This window comes from Bacillus nitratireducens (assembly GCF_001884135.1).
Lineage (GTDB): Bacteria > Bacillota > Bacilli > Bacillales > Bacillaceae_G > Bacillus_A > Bacillus_A nitratireducens.
In genome coordinates, this window is sequence record NZ_MAOC01000077.1 from 36,430 (window position 1) to 51,625 (window position 15,196).

At 33.8% G+C, this 15,196-nt stretch carries 15 protein-coding genes and 1 riboswitch; of the genes, 3 read left to right on the forward strand and 12 right to left on the reverse strand.

The annotated features are described in order from the left end of the window. Positions 1–16: 16 nt before the first annotated feature. Genes queE through queC form a run of 3 tightly spaced genes read right to left on the reverse strand, consistent with a single transcriptional unit; the run spans position 17 to position 1,879 of the window. Complete coding sequence (gene queE / locus BAU23_RS19690) at positions 17–733, reverse strand: 7-carboxy-7-deazaguanine synthase QueE (protein WP_000036273.1); 717 nt, start codon at positions 731–733, stop codon at positions 17–19. Further along, the gene (queD, locus tag BAU23_RS19695; RefSeq protein WP_000368412.1) at positions 726–1,217 is read right to left on the reverse strand and encodes a 6-carboxytetrahydropterin synthase QueD; all 492 of its coding nucleotides are present in this window, start codon (positions 1,215–1,217) and stop codon (positions 726–728) included. The genes queE and queD overlap by 8 nt, the downstream gene beginning before the upstream one ends. Continuing rightward, positions 1,217–1,879, reverse strand: coding sequence for a 7-cyano-7-deazaguanine synthase QueC (gene queC / locus BAU23_RS19700; protein ID WP_071735082.1), 663 nt, complete (start codon positions 1,877–1,879; stop codon positions 1,217–1,219). Before queC ends, queD begins: the two co-directional genes overlap by 1 nt. 93 nt (positions 1,880–1,972) lie before the next feature. After that, a riboswitch (PreQ1 riboswitch) is annotated at positions 1,973–2,016 on the reverse strand. Between the two features lie 207 nt (positions 2,017–2,223). On the opposite strand from queC, the gene BAU23_RS19705 reads away from it, so the two are divergent. Then, a complete protein-coding gene (locus BAU23_RS19705) occupies positions 2,224–3,432 on the forward strand; it encodes an ATP-binding protein (protein ID WP_002075044.1) in 1,209 nt (402 codons plus the stop codon). Positions 3,433–3,441: 9 nt separating this feature from the next. Here BAU23_RS19705 and BAU23_RS30735 read toward each other — a convergent pair whose 3' ends face one another. The 4 genes from BAU23_RS30735 to BAU23_RS19725 all read right to left on the reverse strand — a co-directional run bounded on the left by BAU23_RS30735 (position 3,442) and on the right by BAU23_RS19725 (position 6,716). Further along, positions 3,442–3,558, reverse strand: coding sequence for a DUF6254 family protein (locus tag BAU23_RS30735; RefSeq protein WP_000038354.1), 117 nt, complete (start codon positions 3,556–3,558; stop codon positions 3,442–3,444). A 187-nt stretch (positions 3,559–3,745) separates the two neighbouring features. Further along, the gene (locus BAU23_RS19715; protein WP_000941981.1) at positions 3,746–4,279 is read right to left on the reverse strand and encodes a DinB family protein; all 534 of its coding nucleotides are present in this window, start codon (positions 4,277–4,279) and stop codon (positions 3,746–3,748) included. 138 nt (positions 4,280–4,417) lie between these two features. Then, a complete protein-coding gene (locus tag BAU23_RS19720; protein WP_071735040.1) occupies positions 4,418–6,112 on the reverse strand; it encodes a M3 family oligoendopeptidase in 1,695 nt (564 codons plus the stop codon). Positions 6,113–6,269: 157 nt separating this feature from the next. After that, on the reverse strand, positions 6,270–6,716 hold the full coding sequence (locus BAU23_RS19725; RefSeq protein WP_000203343.1) for a MarR family winged helix-turn-helix transcriptional regulator: 447 nt from the start codon (positions 6,714–6,716) through the stop codon (positions 6,270–6,272). Between the two features lie 193 nt (positions 6,717–6,909). Here BAU23_RS19725 and BAU23_RS19730 point away from each other — a divergent pair, with 193 nt between their 5' ends. Then, the gene (locus BAU23_RS19730) at positions 6,910–8,406 is read left to right on the forward strand and encodes a DUF3149 domain-containing protein (RefSeq protein WP_000865274.1); all 1,497 of its coding nucleotides are present in this window, start codon (positions 6,910–6,912) and stop codon (positions 8,404–8,406) included. Between the two features lie 29 nt (positions 8,407–8,435). Here the strand turns inward: BAU23_RS19730 and BAU23_RS19735 are convergent, their stop codons facing one another. Beyond that, the gene (locus tag BAU23_RS19735; RefSeq protein WP_000495523.1) at positions 8,436–8,717 is read right to left on the reverse strand and encodes an aspartyl-phosphate phosphatase Spo0E family protein; all 282 of its coding nucleotides are present in this window, start codon (positions 8,715–8,717) and stop codon (positions 8,436–8,438) included. Between the two features lie 483 nt (positions 8,718–9,200). On the opposite strand from BAU23_RS19735, the gene BAU23_RS19740 reads away from it, so the two are divergent. Continuing rightward, positions 9,201–9,971 carry a divergent polysaccharide deacetylase family protein gene (locus BAU23_RS19740; RefSeq protein ID WP_001234133.1) on the forward strand — a complete coding sequence of 257 codons (771 nt, stop codon included), beginning with the start codon at positions 9,201–9,203 and terminating at the stop codon, positions 9,969–9,971. 67 nt (positions 9,972–10,038) lie between these two features. On the opposite strand, the gene cbpA is transcribed toward BAU23_RS19740, so the two are convergent. The 4 genes from cbpA to BAU23_RS19765 form a co-directional block, all read right to left on the reverse strand. Beyond that, positions 10,039–10,662 carry a cyclic di-AMP binding protein CbpA gene (cbpA, locus tag BAU23_RS19745; RefSeq protein WP_001264224.1) on the reverse strand — a complete coding sequence of 208 codons (624 nt, stop codon included), beginning with the start codon at positions 10,660–10,662 and terminating at the stop codon, positions 10,039–10,041. Positions 10,663–10,787: 125 nt separating this feature from the next. Next, the gene (locus tag BAU23_RS19750) at positions 10,788–11,417 is read right to left on the reverse strand and encodes a class II aldolase/adducin family protein (protein WP_000895985.1); all 630 of its coding nucleotides are present in this window, start codon (positions 11,415–11,417) and stop codon (positions 10,788–10,790) included. Between the two features lie 249 nt (positions 11,418–11,666). Next, positions 11,667–13,949: an NEAT domain-containing leucine-rich repeat protein gene (locus BAU23_RS19755; protein ID WP_071735041.1), complete on the reverse strand. Its 2,283-nt coding sequence runs from the start codon at positions 13,947–13,949 to the stop codon at positions 11,667–11,669. A 439-nt stretch (positions 13,950–14,388) separates the two neighbouring features. Next, positions 14,389–15,171 carry a DeoR/GlpR family DNA-binding transcription regulator gene (locus BAU23_RS19765; protein WP_000117655.1) on the reverse strand — a complete coding sequence of 261 codons (783 nt, stop codon included), beginning with the start codon at positions 15,169–15,171 and terminating at the stop codon, positions 14,389–14,391. Positions 15,172–15,196: the final 25 nt, after the last annotated feature.

Sequence of the window (15,196 nt, forward strand, 5' to 3'; positions counted from 1 at the left end):
TAAACATCCCTTCTCGTTATACGCCTCGTTTATTTCCCCATACTAACGCATGAAGCTGTGGCAATACTTTCGCATCATTCATTTCTTTACAGTTCACAGCTTTTTCAATAAGCCACTCATACTTATCTAATAATTTTTTAATAAGCATTGCATCATCCACTGTTTTCGTATCATCATTTCCTACTTGTAAGAAAAATGGTACATCTGGATAACGTCCATGCATTTTAACTGCATATTCAAAATCTTGATCATCGAATACTACTACTTTTAAACTAATATCTTTTCCTGCTAGTTTCTGAATAACATCATCTAACTTCTGAAAATCTGTATGCATCGCCGAACTCGGTGGTTTTGGCGAAATCGTTACCTCATCAATTTGAAGTAACCAATCTTGCCATTTACTCCCTTGTGTTTCGATCGCCGTTCGCATCCCATTCTCTTTTAATATAGAAAGAAGCGATTCAATATTTTTCAATAAAACAGGATTTCCACCCGAAATCGTAACATGAGAGAAATTTTCTCCTCCAATTTCAACAAGCTCATTCCAAATGTCTTCTGCTGACATTTGTCTAATTTGATCTTTTGCCGATCCATCCCACGTAAAGGCAGAATCACACCAAGCACAGCTATAGTCACAGCCAGCAGTTCGAATAAACATAGTTTTTTGCCCGACAACCATCCCTTCTCCTTGAATGGTCGGACCAAATATTTCTAAGACGGGGATTTTACTCATCGAGCATCCACTCCCGTCTCACTTCCGCATAACTAGTCGGTGTCTCAAACAAACGAACAAATTCAACACGCGCTCCTTTGTATTCATTCGCACGATTATCTTTTGTTAATGCTTCTGCCATCTTTTCATAAATCCAAACAACCATGTTTTCAGCAGTCGTATTCATCGCTGGTAACGTTTCGTTTAAATAACGATGGTCTAAATAAATTTCTATTTCATTTTTCCAAATTTCTTTTATATCTCCAAAGTCAATTGCAAGACCTATTTCATTTACATATCCACTAATCCCAAATACAACTTTATATGTGTGACCATGTAAGTTTTTACATTTCCCTTCATAACAGTGTAAATGGTGTGCTGCATCAAATGTAAATTCCTTGCTGACCATTACTCTTTTATTATGATATTTGAGCTGTTTACGCTGAATATCCTTGTCCATTTTTTGCAAATTTTCTACGATGCGAAATCCAAAGAAATTATCCATTAGTTGTTCGCTCCTTCGCGTTCTTGTAGGTACGTATCTAATCCTGCTTTACGAAGCTGGCATGCTGGACATTCACCGCAACCATCACCAATGATTCCGTTATAACATGTTAATGTTTTTTCTCGAACAAACTCGAATGCTCCAAGTTCATCTGATAATTTCCATGTTTCCGCTTTATCAATCCACATAAGTGGTGTATGAATTACGAACGGATAATCCATGGATAAATTTAAAGTAACGTTTAACGATTTCACAAACACGTCACGGCAATCTGGATAACCGCTAAAATCAGTTTCACATACACCCGTTACAATATGACGTGCTCCAACTTGTTTTGCTAATACAGCAGCAAATGATAAGAATAGTAAATTTCGTCCATCTACAAACGTCGATGGCAATTCACCTTTTTCATGTGTAATCTCCATATCCGTTCTCGTTAACGCATTTGGAGCAAGTTGATTTAATAGACTCATATCTAGTACCGTATGTTTAATCCCTAGCTCTTTCGCGATTTCCGCTGCACAATCAATTTCTAGTTTATGACGTTGATTGTAATTAAATGTTACAGCTTCCACTTCTGCAAACTGCTCTATTGCCCAAAATAAACATGTTGTACTATCTTGTCCACCACTAAAAACAACAACTGCTTTTTCTTTTTTCATTTCACTCATTCTCCTTCTCTACTACGAATAAGAAGAAAGAACGTTCTTGAACTGTCACAATAAAAAAACAAAACAATACCTAAGGATATTGTTGTTTCCATAGTTTTTTATAGAGGGAGTTCGCGAACCTCTCCCATGCGGTGCATGGAATTTCTTCTTTCATTGACAAAACATATTGTAACATATTGTATACTACCAGAAAAAATTTCTGATTTTTCCGCTATTTCACATTTCATTTCTCTCATTTTATAGTATGATTAATTTAATGTGAGAAGAGAGGAGGCATCCCACTGAAACTCTTTATTATTTATCTCTTTTTAAATATATTATGCATTCTTGTTACAATGCTTATATATCATTTATTTTGGAATCAAAAAGGGAAAAGCTCTCCTAAATTAAATTCAACTATATTTATTGTATTATGTTGCCTCGCCACCATACTATGCATCACTTTCGCAGCAAAAACAAATTATGGATTTCAATTTGATATGCGTCATATCGTATTAATTGTCGGTACATTAACAGGGGGACCTATTGCCGGTGCTTCCATCTTAGCTGTATTAAACATATATCGTGTATTATTAGGAGGAATAGGTGTTTTCCCATCTCTTATCGCTTCGGTTCTCCTATTTATTGTTCTACTATTAACATACAAACTGTTTAACCGAAGTTCTAATCGTGTAAAAATAGCACTCGCTATCTTTTACAGTCTCATATTCGGATTTAGCTGGATACCATTTTTCCTTTCAGCGGTTACAAATAAGGCTGATTATATATCGTATATTATTGTGTACGAACTCTGTACGATACTTGGTACAATCCTTATTTTATATTTATTACACATATTACAAACGCAAGTTCGTCTCCAAAATGAACTTATGAATGCTGAAAAATTTCATTTAATCGGTGAAATGGCAGCTTCTATCTCTCATGAAATTCGTAATCCTTTAACTTCAACGAAAGGATTTTTGCAACTTTTACAGTCAGATACATGTTCTGAGAAGGAACGAAAATTATATATCGACATAGCCATTAATGGGATCGAACAAGCAAATCATGTTCTTACAGACTACTTAACTTTTGCAAAACCGAGTATTGAAAAAGAACAAAAATTACAGGTAGAGGAAGAGTTACTTCATGCGTTATCTTTAATTACACCTCTCGCCAATTTAACAAATGTTCGCATACATTATATAAAACAAAGTACATCTTTCTTTATAGCTGGTGAAAGGCAAAAGCTGAACCAATGCTTATTAAATATTTTTAAAAACTGTATCGAGGCTATGCCTAACGGTGGTGACCTTATTCTTACATTAGTTCCAGACCATAAACATATACAATTATATATAAAAGATACAGGCGTTGGTATGGATCCAGAACAAGTAAAACGCCTCGGATCACCCTTCTACTCGACGAAAGAAAAAGGGACCGGACTCGGGATGATGGTCGTCTTCAGTGTCATTCAAGCAATGAATGGAAAGATTGATATTATTAGTGAAAAAGGAACGGGTACAACATTTTTATTAACTTTCCCAATCATACAAAAAACGTGATGAAATTCATCACGTTTTTTCTGTTCCTTCAACTAATTCTGCAAAAGCTTTCACTTTTCCATGTGGTTTTTGATTCTCTTTCCGAGCTTTCCAAGCGCGCTCTTCTTCTCTCTTTTTCTTTGACATACTTTTCAACTCCTTTTCTCTTCTCCATGTAGTATTCCAAAATGAGAAAGAAAACTATGCATGTGTAAAAAAGGAAAAGAAGCGGTTCACCGCTTCTTTTCCTTTATCCCACTATTTGAGGGCAGCCCGATTGGTAAATAATAATAATAATCAGTGCGGGATGCCACCCAATGATTAAAGCTTCACTTTATCGCTGTAAAATTGCATGTTTTGCTTCTTTTAGCTGTGTAAGATGCCTTTGTTCGTGCAAATCCAGAAATTGAACCCATTGGTATAAATTCAAATCATTAAAAATAGGATGTTTCAATCCATTTTCAAACAATTCTTTTTCATCTATCACACTATGAAGTGCATGTAATAATTCTTGTCGTGAATGTTCTAGTAATTGAATTCCTTGCAGTTTTTTCATTAAAGTTTCTGTTGGTTTCATTTGTTGAGGAGCTTCCCGTTTATATGTGCGATCAAGCGTAAGTTGGAGGTCTTTAAATGGAGCAAGGTTTCTTTCTTTTTTTTGTAAAGCATATACAAGGGCAGATGTGACAGACTGTTCAACTAAATGTAAATGATGCAAAATTTGAATAATACTCCATTTGTCACGACGTGGCTTTACATTCACCTCAGTATCATTTAACATTTCAATTTCTGATAACAGCGTGCTTCGTGTAGACTGTAATGAGTGGACTAAAGTTTCTAAACTAACATCCATATTAGATTGAAGCATAATGCTTTCCCCCTTTTGTTGGTGAAAAGAGGTGCTCCTTATTAGAAACACCTCTTAGATAATTCTGAATTTTCTTTTATTATCTCATCATTTTTCCATTATGTCGATGTTAAACATGTGAAAAAAAGCGCATGTTTTTTACAATTTTGTGTCGTCAACAGCACGTAACCACGCTTCAATTTCTGTAATTACACTTTTTACACAACCTTCAGCAAATGGCGATGTTAAATTTGCAACTTCTACTAATTCTAAGAATGATTTACTTCCACCTTGCTGACAAAGATTCACATAATCTTCCCAAGCCTCTTGTCTATTATCTCTTGCACGTTTCCAAAATTGCAGCGCACAAATTTGAGCTAACGTGTAGTCAATATAATAGAACGGTGAGCTATAAATGTGGCCTTGACGTTGCCAGAAACCACCGCGCTCTAAATAATCATTATCTTCATAATCACGATGTGGTAAATATTTCTTCTCTATGTTACGCCACGCTGACTTACGTTCTGCTGGCGATGCTTCTGGATTCTCATATACATAATGTTGATATTCGTCTACAGATACACCGTACGGTAAAAATAGAAGTGCTGAACTTAAGTGTGAGAAATAATATTTTTCCGCATCTTCTTCAAAGAATAACTTCATCCATGGCCATGTAAAGAATTCCATACTCATTGAATGGATTTCACACGCTTCATATGTTGGCCAATTGTATTCTGGAATTTCATACTTACGACTTTCATATACTTGGAAAGCATGACCAGCTTCATGTGTTAGTACATCAATGTCACCAGACGTTCCATTAAAGTTTGAGAAAATGAATGGCGCTTTATAATTCTCAATATATGTACAATATCCACCACCAGCTTTTCCTTTTTTCGCAACTAAATCTAATAAATCATTATCTAGCATGAAATTAAAAAATTCATCTGTTTCAGCTGATAATTCTTTATACATCGTTTTCCCGTGATTAATAATCCAATCCGCATCACCTTTTGGAGTTGGGTTACCTGTAGCAAACTCAAAGTTTTCATCATAATAAGCGAGCTTTTCTACACCAATGCGTGCTTTTTGTCTATTTCTTAATTCTGTTGCAACCGGAACGATATAATCTAATACTTGCTGGCGATAGTTCGCAACCATTTCAGCATTATAATCTGTACGATACATTCTCGCATATCCTAATTCCACAAAGTTTTTAAAACCAAGTGTTTTTGCAATTGTAGTTCTCACTTTAACAAGCTCATCATAAATACGGTCTAACTCTTCCTCATTCCCAGCTAAAAATCCGTAGTATGCTTCACTTGCTGCTTTACGTTTGCTTCTTTCTTTTCCTTGCATAAACGGAATAAGTTGCGATAACGTTCTTTCTTCTCCTGCAAAGTCAATTTTTGCAGATGCTAACAACTGTGTATATTGTGAAGACAATTTATTCTCTAATTGCAAATCTTTCACTACTTCATCTGAATATGTTTTTAAATCACATTCAGCTAGAGCAAATAATTGCTTTCCATAATAGGCTTCTAACTCTTCACGGAATGGAGAATTCATTAACGCCTTATAATATTTTGTTCCGTAGCCTTGTACAACCGGAGAGTATTCATCAAAGAAATCTTGCTCTTCTTTATAAAAAGCATCTGTCGTATCAACAGAATGACGAATGTAACAAAGATTCCCCATTGTACCAAAATCATTGCGAATTTCATTGATTGAATTAATCACTTGTTTTTGTTCTTCAACCGTTTTTGCATTATCGAACTTGTCTAAAGCAACAGTAAACTTCTCTTTTAATTCTTCAATATTTGGCCGATTATATTCATAGTCTTTAAATGACATGAACGAGCCCCCTCTCCATTATATGCATCATTACTATAATTCAATGCTTACTTACAAATATCCTCTTATTCTTCAGCAAAATACAGCAGCTACTGTCATGATAACATGTAAAAAAAGCCTTGGATTTCTTTATCCAAAGCTCCTTTGGAACATATTATTATTTTTCATACTTTCCAATTTTTTTTAATAGATCAAGTAATTCATCCTTTTCATCTTTCGTTAACATTTCAAAAGACTGATGTATAACTTGCTCATGCCCAGGAAAAATAGAAGCAATAAAGCTCTCTCCAGACTCCGTTAATTGTGCATAAATAACACGTCTATCATTCGGGCACGGGATTCTCTTTACTAGTCCTTTTTTCTCTAGCTTATCTACAACGTATGTAATGCTGCCACTAGCTATTAAAATACGCTCACCGATTTGCTGAAGTGGTTGGCCTCCTTTATGATATAGTAGTTCTAATACTGCAAACTCAGTTGGATTTAATCCGTTACTTTGTATGGATTTATTTGTAGTATCCATAACAGAACGATGTACACGGGATAATGCAATAAATACTTTTAAAGATTGAGAAATATCTTCTCGCTCATTATTTGATGTCATACCATTTCAACCCTTCACTTAAATTCTACGCAACAAAAAGAAAAGCAATGTAGTACTTCATTACAAATTCCAAATGAATATTCTCTCATCCCTTTTCCTTTCCCTAATGTAATGCAAATGATTCTTGAATAAAAACATGACAATTTTAACATAGTTTATATATAATGATAATAAAAAAGAAGGAGTACCAAATTTGAAAGTCAAATTACAAAGCATATTTTTTTACATACTGCTTGTTATACTGCCAACGATAGGGATCGGTGCCACATTTTTTTCGTATCACACATATCAAATGAAACAGGAAAACAAACTATCTGCTCACACTGTTCTCTTTTTATATAGAGACTATTTAGACCATCACCTTGGTGAATCTATATCTGCCTTAGAAATGCTCGCAAAAGTCGTAGGGACCGAAACCGGAAACCTCAATGGGATTAAACAGATTGTACATGATACGGATGGAAATGATGAACGTTTTTCCGGCCTATATTACGCTACGACAGATGGGATGATTACAATCGCATCCCAAGGCGATTCGCCGCCTATTGACGTTTCTGACCGCCAATACATTCAAGATGCATTGCAATCTAAGAAAACAACTGTATCATCAGTTATTACAGATCGCGTTCTTGGACATCAAGCTATTATGATTGCCTCTCCAATATTTAATAGACAAAAGGAACTCTCAGGCTTATTATTGGCGAGTTTACGTTTTGACTACATTTCAGCCTCTTTAAATGCTATTAAACCACAATATCATTTCGAAGTGACTGATAAACATGATGTAGTTTTTCTAACTGATGATAATAATGAAACAAGCGATGGGCATTCTAACATGCTCACTACCCCACTCCAAAGATTAAATTGGAAGGTCTCTGTTTCTCCATTGCCTATCCATCAAAAAACCTTATACCAGTGGGTTTCAATAGAGTGTATAGCTACTTTATTTTTACTGTCTATTTTATTTTTACTTGCTCAATATATGTTGTTAAAACGGCAAACAAAACTGGAAAGACAACAAAATGAACTACAAAAAATTGAATTGGTTGGAACTTTTGCAGCTAGTACAGCCCACGAAATCCGTAATCCTCTTACTGGAATTAAAGGGCTCGTCGCTCTATTAAAAGAGAAATATAAAGATGAACAAGATCAGTTCTATTTTTCCATCATCGAACAAGAAATAGAACGGATTAATGAAATTGTAAGCGAATTTCTTATTCTTGGAAAGCCAACTGCTATCATTGAACAAACATATGATGTGAGAACCATTCTAAATGAGGTAGCATTAATTATTCAATCTGAGGCGAATCTACATAACATTGTATTTCATTTACATTTGCCAGACCAACCTGTTCATATACTTTGCTCAAAAGACCATATGAAACAAGTGGTTTTAAACATTACAAAAAATGCAATTGAAGCTATGGCTTCTGGTGATACATTAACCATTGTAGTAACAAACAATGAAAAATACGCACAACTGCAAATTATTGATACTGGAAAAGGAATTCCAAAATATATTCAAAAACACCTCTTTCATCCGTTCTTTACTAATAAAGATACTGGAACAGGTCTTGGGCTTGTCATATGTAAACGAATTGTAGAGATGTACAACGGGCATATATTTATTGATAGTAAAGAAAACAAAGGAACGACAGTTCATATAGAGATTCCATTACACACAGTATAATTATCCTTATCCCAAAAGGATAATTATACTTATTTCATAAAACCAGCCACAAGCATTCTCCAAAAATTGCTCGATTTTCCTGCATACCCAATTTGAAAAATAGGGACCCTTATAATTGAAAACCATTTCGGTGTTTGTTTTTCTTTGTAACTCTGGTACTGTACGATAAGCTTGTCCAATTCTTGACTAACTTGAATTGTCTCCATACTATTTAACCCACTTGTTAAACCTAATTGAATCATTTCTTCACGTTTCATATGAATATCATGCGAAAGCTTTTCTAATGTGTACTTCCTTTTTACAGTAAACATCCATATCCCCCTTATTATTCTTCCATGCTCTCAACGTCTCTTCTACTTTAGTCCTTTAAACATTTAATCCTATTTGAAGAATCAGAAAATTTAACATTTTCCCCCTGTAATTTACAAATCTTTACCCTCACTTTGAGAATTATTACAAATTATTCTATCTTTGTAAATACATTCGCAATAATAGACATTTTTTTCATCTTCTTTTTTGTAAATACTCAGTAAACAGTGGATTCTCTATTTTCAATGTACTTTTCTTCGACATTTTTTGTTTAATTTATGTAAAAACGCAAAACATAATGATGATTGATAAAGTGCAACTTTAATCAGTGGAGATTTTGCTCCCTCCAACTGATTATTAGCCCTCACCAATCGGGCGTTTACGGGCAGTGGATCTCCCACCTAACTTCTTTGCTCTAGCCGAATTTTGAGGTGGGAATCTTACTGCCCGCAAATAGCAGGATAAAATAGAAAGGAAATATTTAAATGCGCAAATATACTATTACATTTCTCGTCTTCACCCTGTTCATACCCTTCTTCCTATTTCCTATTCAAGCAAACGCTCATACGAATAAAGTTGCTATTGTCATCGATGATTTCGGCAATAATATGAAAGGAACTGATAGAATGTTATCACTTCCTATTCCACTCACTATTGCTGTTATGCCATTTCTTCCTTCTACTAAACAAGATGCAATAGCTGCCCATAAAAAAGGACATGAAGTTATTATACATATGCCCATGGAGCCAATTAGAGGAAAAAAAGAGTGGCTTGGACCGAAAGCGATTACAACAGATTTAAGCGATGAAGAAATAAACAACCGACTCGAACAAGCAATTCAAGAAATACCTCATGCAATAGGAATGAACAATCATATGGGATCAAAAGTAACCGCCGATGAAAGGATTGTACGTCTTATACTTTCTGCCTGTAAAAAACACGGTTTATTTTATTTAGATAGTAAAACCAATCCTAATAGTGTTGTCCCAAAAATCGGTAAAGAATTAGGGGTACCAGTCATTGAAAATCAATTATTTTTTGATGATGTATATACGGCAAGTCATATTTCAAGACAAGCCCAATTACTCATCAAAAAAATTCAAGAAAAGCCAATAATGGTAGCTATCGGGCACGTTGGTCCTCCAGGTGAAATTACATCACGTGTTATTGAAACTTCTATTCCTAAAGTTCGCGAACATGCAGACTTCATTTTTTTATCTGATTTAGTATTATCTCCACCTCCTGTTTCAAAATAAGATTCATTTCTCATACTAAAAAAGGTACCTATCTACATATTGCAGATAGGTACCTTTCCTTTTTAACTTAAATATGATCTACATGACTCACCCTAAATCCCTTTTTCTCTATCTTTTCAATTAATTTCTTTAATTTTTTTTCATTTAACTCATCTGATATATTTACGATAATACGGCGAATATATTGATCACCATTATCAAGCGTAAACAGTCCACCTATATTGTATGCCTTTAACAATGTCCCCAGCTCTTTAATTGTTCCCTTACAATCTTGTGTTGCAATTGTTAATATATAACCACCCGTCCGCATACCGAACGAATCTTCAATAACATCAAATACATTAGAATGTGTTAGAATACCGACAAATTCATTATATTCATTTAAAACCGCTAAAAATGGGAGACGACGAATCACGTAAAAAGCTCTAAAAAAAGAATCCTTTTCAAAAATAAACGAAGTTGGATCTTCCAACACATCTCCTGTACTTACATGCTCTAATCCGCTATTACACTTCTTCTCTAAAAGATCTACTTTATAAATAATCCCCGTGAATTCCTTCTCATCTTCTGCTAATACGGGGATCGCCCTAAATCCCGTTTCATTCATAATTTGCAAAGCCTTTTCACCAGAATCATTCGTTTTGCAAAATGTCACCTGCTGTTTTGGCAGAAAATGATATTTAACTCGCAAAATATGTTCCTCCTTACATGTCAACATGTAATCTATATATAATAAGGAGACCTATATTTTATGAGTGAAATTTACTTTTAAAACGCTTTCATTTTTATAGAATGGTAACCTCTATGAATACACCTTTATATAACAGAACTTTTTGCCCCTTTTATCATTAAAAGCTTTACGTGATAGTTCATTAAATATTCTATACCTTCCAACCATTTTTTCGCTTCTTCTGGTGATTTTCCCCATACGATCATTCCGTAATTATGAACAAGGACTACTCCTCCACCTTCAGTAAAATTCGGAACATTACTTTCCAATAAATCAGCGAACTTTTTTTCATCTTCTACAATTGGAATGGTCATTTCTGTAATGCCTTCTTTGCCAAAAACACGTTCCACGCTGCGTTTTTCGAATGTTACTTCTCCTTCTTTCCCATATAGCTCTGACATTAAATGACTATCTACAGTCTGTACTTGTAAAATACATTCTGCACTGCTTTTTTTATAAATATCCGCATGCATAAACGACTCTGAAGCTGGTTTTTCTTCGTTTTCAAATACTGGCTCACACATGCAATTTACTACAATAAAGTCTTCTTCAGAAAATACTCCTTTATCTCTTCCCTCTACATTTATCAAAAATGTTAATGGCTCTTTTGACGTACACATCGATAAACTAATTTTTGTACCATAAAACCAATCGCGAAGTGCCAGTTCTGCCTTCACATCTTTTAATTCGTTCCATTTCTTCAGAAAAAATAACATTTCGTCACCCCCGGCGTAATATTAATATAATTTTCAAATCCTTTCTATGTAAAAGGAATGTTTTTTGATTATTCTAAAAATTTAATTAAATTATCACACGAGAATGCCTTTTTGTCAATATGGTTTCAGCACCTATCGGAAAAATAGACATATCACCTATAAGCACTCCTGTCTATTTCTTACTTGATTTTGTACATATAAAAAATACGCTATTCTTCTTATTAAAGAATAACGTATTTTTCTCATCTATTATTTTTTTATTGCGTTATACAAAAATTGTGCATATTGTTCACGTGTTACGAAATTATCCCCTAAAAAGTTCCCATTCCCGTCACCTTTTGATATGTTATTATCCTCTAAAGCTTTCACATATCCTTCTGCCCAATGACCAGTTGGTACGTCTTTAAAGTTCTCCAAATTACTTTCATTTGCCTTTAACTGAAATACTTTTTGTAATACTACTGACATCTCGTACCTAGTTAATACTCCTTCTGGACGAAACTTCCCTGTACCATCCCCTTGCATAATTCCAGCTTTTGCAACTGTAGCAATATCTTGCTCAAACATATGCCCTTTCGTATCTGTAAACATCTCTTTCTGCTCTACTTTATTTTCTAATTTCAAGTACCTTTGTACTAAAGATGCAACTTGTCCACGGGTAATATTATCACCAAATCCAAATTGTCCATTTCCATATCCTTTAAAAATATTCTCTTTCGCTAAATAATTAATTGCTTCTTCTGACCAATGTCCTTTTGGTACATCTTTAAATTCTACTACTTCTACTTTTTCATCTTCTTTAGAAGTGTTATCCCCTTTGCTTTCTACTACATTTTGAATAACAGAACCAGTGAAGAAAATGCCTGTATCCGCAAATGGATCTTTCACTCCAAATTCATATACCTTCTCACCTGGTGTATTCCATTTCACTACACCATTACTATACGTACCATCATCACTCTTCAGACGGATTTTTGTAGATACCTCGCCGTCTTTTTCGTATATAGGTACTTTTACTTCTTTATTTACTTCTGTATCCTCTAAAAAGACTTTTTGGTTTTGAACATTAATATAAGCTTTCTTACTTAGTTCTATTACTGGTCTAACATCGCGGATTTCATTTGCAACAAAACTTAAATATACTAACTTATTCAAATTACTAACTGGCGATAAGTCTGAAATATAATTTGCTTCTAAATCAAGCTTTTGTAAGTTTACTAGATTTGATAATGGAGTAATATCCTTTAACTCATTATTAGGTAAATCTAATTCTGTAAGCTGAGTCATTTTAGCAAGTGGTGTCACATCTTCAATTTGATTTTTCCCGATAAATAATTTATTTAATTGATTCATTTGATCAATACCCGATAAATCTTTAACCTTATTACGCGTTAATACTAAGTCCTTTAAAGGTAATGAATATAACGGTTTAATATCTTCAATTTGATTACCTGCTAAAGTTAAGTATGTTACATTTTTCAACGCGCTTAATGGAGCAACATTCGTAATTTTATTATTTGCTAAATTCAAGTAATCTAGTTGTTCCATTTTCGCTAATGCTGTTACATCTTCTATTTGGTTGCCTGATAGATATAAACTTTTTACATTTTTCATTCCAATTAGTGGTGCAACGTTTGTAATTTTATTATTACTCAAATCAAGAGATTCTAAATTATCCATCTTAACAAGTGGTGTTACATCTGAAAATTCATTACCACGCAAAGCTAAATGATTTAATTGCTTTAAATTCGCAAAGAACGACGGATCTGTTAACTTCGCATTCGCAACTGTTAAAGATTTTAAATTCGGCATATATTTTAATGCACTATAATCAAGAATCTCATTCGTGTTTAAAAACAAGTCCTTTACTTGTAATAACTCTTCTTTCGTAATTGGTGTATTTAAATCTTTTCTATTAAATACTTTTTTATTAACAAGTTCTCTTAATTTGTTATCTGTTATCATATTTTGATTATCAACTGGATTATCTGTTTCCGTATTGCCTGAATTAGAGTTATCGTCTGGTTTCTCTGTTTCTTTGTCGCTTACAGTTGGATCTTTAATTTCAAATTGAACTTGATATTTGTGATCGTATCCAATAGCTGGAATAAGTATATGCATTTGCATATTATGCTTCTTCTCAAATTCACCAATTTCAAATTGAACTACTTTCGTTCCATTTTTTCTTTTGTCTTCTGACAGAACTTTCACATCATGAAATACACCAGGTTGATTTCTATCTTCTATTCTAAGATATTGAAAATAATCGCTATCTTGCATTGTTACAGTAACAATTTTTTTCCCGTCTTCAATTGCTACTTTAGGATTTTTTATGTACTGAGAAACCATAGATGGCTCATCTTTTTGATCCTTATATATTTTAATCTCAGTATCATACGTGCGATCACTGGCTGCTGCTAACGACTGATTTGCTTCAATTTTTATTGCTGCTAATGCTGGAGTAGAGTATGCAGCAAATGGAATAGCTAATGTTGTTGCTACTACTAGAGCTTTAATATAACTTTTTTTCAAAATAATATCCCCTTGTCTTATATATATTTTAATTGATAATCCCTATCAATTACTAACATAATAAATGATAATGAATCTCATTATCATTGTCAATGGGAATATTACATTAAGTTTATAATTTCCCTAGATACAAAATAAAAAAGCCTTTATTCAAAGGGCTTTTTTACCTATCGTATGAAGAATTTCACTTTTTTCCTTTTCATTAATAACACCAATTTTTTGCAAAATGTTTGCATACAATACAAGTTTATTATATATCCGTTCTGACATAATTCCCCTTCTTTCCTTCAACCAACTTTTTTTGTATTGGTAAATTATATGAACGAGATGAGAAAATGTGTCCACTTTTTGCATAAATACAAATCTTTTATTTTGTTACTTACTGATAGTAAAACTCCTACCTAAAAATTAGGCGGGAGTCTAGATGTATTCATTTCATTTAGCAAATTGTCCATTGAATATTATGTTTTTTGACTTCTTCTTCAAAACTATAAGGCATTTTCTTATCACAAATGACATGTTGAATATGAGAAAATGCTGCTATTCTATAATTCCCTTTTACGCCTACCTTTGTATGATCACATAAAATATATGTTCTCTCAGCTAGCTTAATCATCGCTTCTGAAAGTTTCGCCTTTTCTAATTCAAAGCTAGAAACCCCAAAGCCTGGCAACAACCCATCAATCGAAACGAATGCCTTATGAAAATGAAATTGATGGATTACTTGCTGTGAAATAGACCCTGACACCCGTGAATGTTTTGGGGATACTTTTCCACCAATAAATAAAACCTCACCATGAAACATCTTTTTATTAATAGAAGATATTAATTGTGTCGCTACTGGAAAAGAACTCGTAACAATTGTTAAATTTTTACGATGAACAAGATATGGTACCATTTGAAGTGGTGTACTTCCATCATCAATCGCAATAACATCTCCATCTTCTACAAACGTTGCTGCTTTATACCCAATTCTTTTCTTCTCTTCTATATGCAGCATTTCTCGTTCTAACATTGGTGCCTCTATTCCAGCTCCCGGAAGTTGAACGGCTCCACCATACACTTTCTTCAACTTCTTTTCACGATCTAATTCTTCTAAATAACGGCGAATCGTCTCTGTTGATACTGCAAACTCTCTCGCTAATTCTGAAACTTTTACTTTCCCTTTAAACTCTACCTTCTCAAGAATTGTTCGCTTTCTTTCTTCGCCCACTACAGACATAGCCTCACCCCATTTATATCTACCT

Bases quoted from the DNA above. Each gene is read 5' to 3' on its own strand.
- queE (WP_000036273.1), bottom strand. From the start codon at position 733: ATGAGTAAAATCCCCGTCTTAGAAATATTTGGTCCGACCATTCAAGGA.
- BAU23_RS19740 (WP_001234133.1), top strand. From the start codon at position 9,201: ATGCGCAAATATACTATTACATTTCTCGTCTTCACCCTGTTCATACCC.
- queC (WP_071735082.1), bottom strand. From the start codon at position 1,879: ATGAAAAAAGAAAAAGCAGTTGTTGTTTTTAGTGGTGGACAAGATAGT.
- BAU23_RS19750 (WP_000895985.1), bottom strand. From the start codon at position 11,417: ATGTTATTTTTTCTGAAGAAATGGAACGAATTAAAAGATGTGAAGGCA.
- queD (WP_000368412.1), bottom strand. From the start codon at position 1,217: ATGGATAATTTCTTTGGATTTCGCATCGTAGAAAATTTGCAAAAAATG.
- BAU23_RS19705 (WP_002075044.1), top strand. From the start codon at position 2,224: ATGCTTATATATCATTTATTTTGGAATCAAAAAGGGAAAAGCTCTCCT.
- BAU23_RS19765 (WP_000117655.1), bottom strand. From the start codon at position 15,171: ATGTCTGTAGTGGGCGAAGAAAGAAAGCGAACAATTCTTGAGAAGGTA.
- BAU23_RS19720 (WP_071735040.1), bottom strand. From the start codon at position 6,112: ATGTCATTTAAAGACTATGAATATAATCGGCCAAATATTGAAGAATTA.
- BAU23_RS19715 (WP_000941981.1), bottom strand. From the start codon at position 4,279: ATGCTTCAATCTAATATGGATGTTAGTTTAGAAACTTTAGTCCACTCA.
- BAU23_RS19735 (WP_000495523.1), bottom strand. From the start codon at position 8,717: ATGTTTACTGTAAAAAGGAAGTACACATTAGAAAAGCTTTCGCATGAT.
- BAU23_RS30735 (WP_000038354.1), bottom strand. From the start codon at position 3,558: ATGTCAAAGAAAAAGAGAGAAGAAGAGCGCGCTTGGAAAGCTCGGAAA.
- BAU23_RS19725 (WP_000203343.1), bottom strand. From the start codon at position 6,716: ATGACATCAAATAATGAGCGAGAAGATATTTCTCAATCTTTAAAAGTA.